At 60.0% G+C, this 1,656-nt stretch carries 1 protein-coding gene and 1 pseudogene; both read left to right on the top strand.

Going from position 1 to position 1,656, the window contains the following annotated elements:
- Positions 1 to 79: 79 nt before the first annotated feature.
- Positions 80 to 256, top strand: a pseudogene (locus AWB66_RS32435) (ATP-binding protein); the annotation flags it as partial.
- A gap of 67 nt (positions 257 to 323) precedes the next feature.
- On the top strand, positions 324 to 1,541 hold the full coding sequence (locus AWB66_RS32430) for an ISL3 family transposase (RefSeq protein ID WP_087634045.1): 1,218 nt from the start codon (positions 324 to 326) through the stop codon (positions 1,539 to 1,541).
- Positions 1,542 to 1,656 lie beyond the last annotated feature (115 nt).

Below are 1,656 nucleotides of genomic sequence, written 5' to 3'. Positions count from 1 at the left end.
GTCGTCCTGGGTTTGCGTGGCATACATGCTCCTCGAACTACATGTTATGCCTCGCACACAAAATTTATGACAGGCCCCGCGCTCGACGATCATCACCTCGCAGTTGCCCCTTGAACATTGGCATGCGTGGTTGCAAGACCCCACGCTCGCCGACGCAATCCTCGACCGGCTCGTGCATCAAGCGCATCGGCTTCCAATAAAAGGCGATTCGATGCGAAAGACCAACGCAAAGCAATCCGACTCATCCCCATCGTGATCACCTTCGTTATAATTCTCTGACCGCGCAACACCAACTTCCATACTGATCACGTTCACCGAAACGGCTGATCACCATCGCCGAAATCCGCATCAATGCCCCGTGGTACGTGCAGGGCGTCGACTTTGACGCGGCCAAACGGCAGCTCACGATTGCCGTGGACTTTGTTGCCGGCAGCCGCTTCGCCTACCCCGGCGTCGCCGGCGAGCACCCGGTGCACGACACGCAAATCAAGCGGCTGCGGCACCTGAACTTCTTTCAGCACGAGTGCTATCTCGAGGTCCGGGTGCCGCGCGTGCGCTTGCCGGACCGCGCGGTGCGGTTGGCAGAACCCGACTGGATGGGCAAGCTGGATGGCTTTACGCTGCTGTTTGAAGCGCTCGTGCTGACGCTGTGCCGGGAGATGACATTTGCGGCGGTAGCCCGTCTGGTGAACCTGTCGTGGTATCGCGTGAAGGCCATCTGTGATCGCTACGTGGACCTGGCCTCGTCCGCGACTGACTTGTCCGAAGTCACCGCGGTGGCCATTGACGAAACTTCGTGCCGACGTGGCCACGACTATGTCTCGCTGGTCGCCGACATGGACGGCAGGCGCGTGGTCTTCGTCACGCCGGGCAAGGATGCAGGCGTTGTCGAACGCTTTGCCAATCACCTGGAGCAACACAACGCAACGCCTGCGCAGATCAAATCGGTCAGCATCGACATGTCGCCCGCCTTCATCAGGGGCGTGGACGAGCATCTGCCCGATGCGCGCGTCACGTTCGACAAATTTCATGTGGTGGCGCACGCGTCCAAAGCGCTCGATGGTGTGCGCCGCGAACAGCAGAAGGCCGATCCCGCACTGAAGGGCATGCGCTGGTCGTTGCTCAAGGATGCTGACAAGCTCAACCTCGCGCAACTGACCGATCTCCAGGCGCTGATTAGCCAGTACACCACGAACCGCACCGCCCGTGCCTGGATGTACCGCGAGCAGCTGCGCGAGATTCTCGATCGCAAGCAGATCCACGTGCTCTCCAAGATGCTGCGCCGGTGGTGCACCGGCGTCATGCGTTCCAAGGTCGAACCCATGAAAGACGTCGCACGCATGATCCTTCGTCATTTCGACGGCATCGTCGCCTGGGCCCAGACGCGCCAGACCAACGGCTTCATTGAATCCATCAACGGCCTGTTTCAAGCTGCCAAGCGCAAGGCCCGGGGATACGCCAGCTTCAAAACCATGCGAACCGTGCTGTTCCTCATCGCCGGAAAGCTCGACTTCTCGGCCTTCAACCAACATGCCTCGTAAGCCGCATTACCCACTCCACTTTTGAAATAGCCGAAAAAATTAAGGTGGCGCAGCCGCTTGATTTGCGTGTCATGCGCAGGGTGCTCGCCGGCGAGCCCGGGGTAGGCGAATCGGC

This window comes from Caballeronia telluris (genome assembly GCF_001544495.1).
GTDB classification, from domain to species: Bacteria; Pseudomonadota; Gammaproteobacteria; order Burkholderiales; family Burkholderiaceae; genus Caballeronia; species Caballeronia telluris.
The sequence above is the reverse complement of the archived record's forward strand: the minus strand, read 5'-3'. Positions and strand labels throughout refer to the sequence as shown.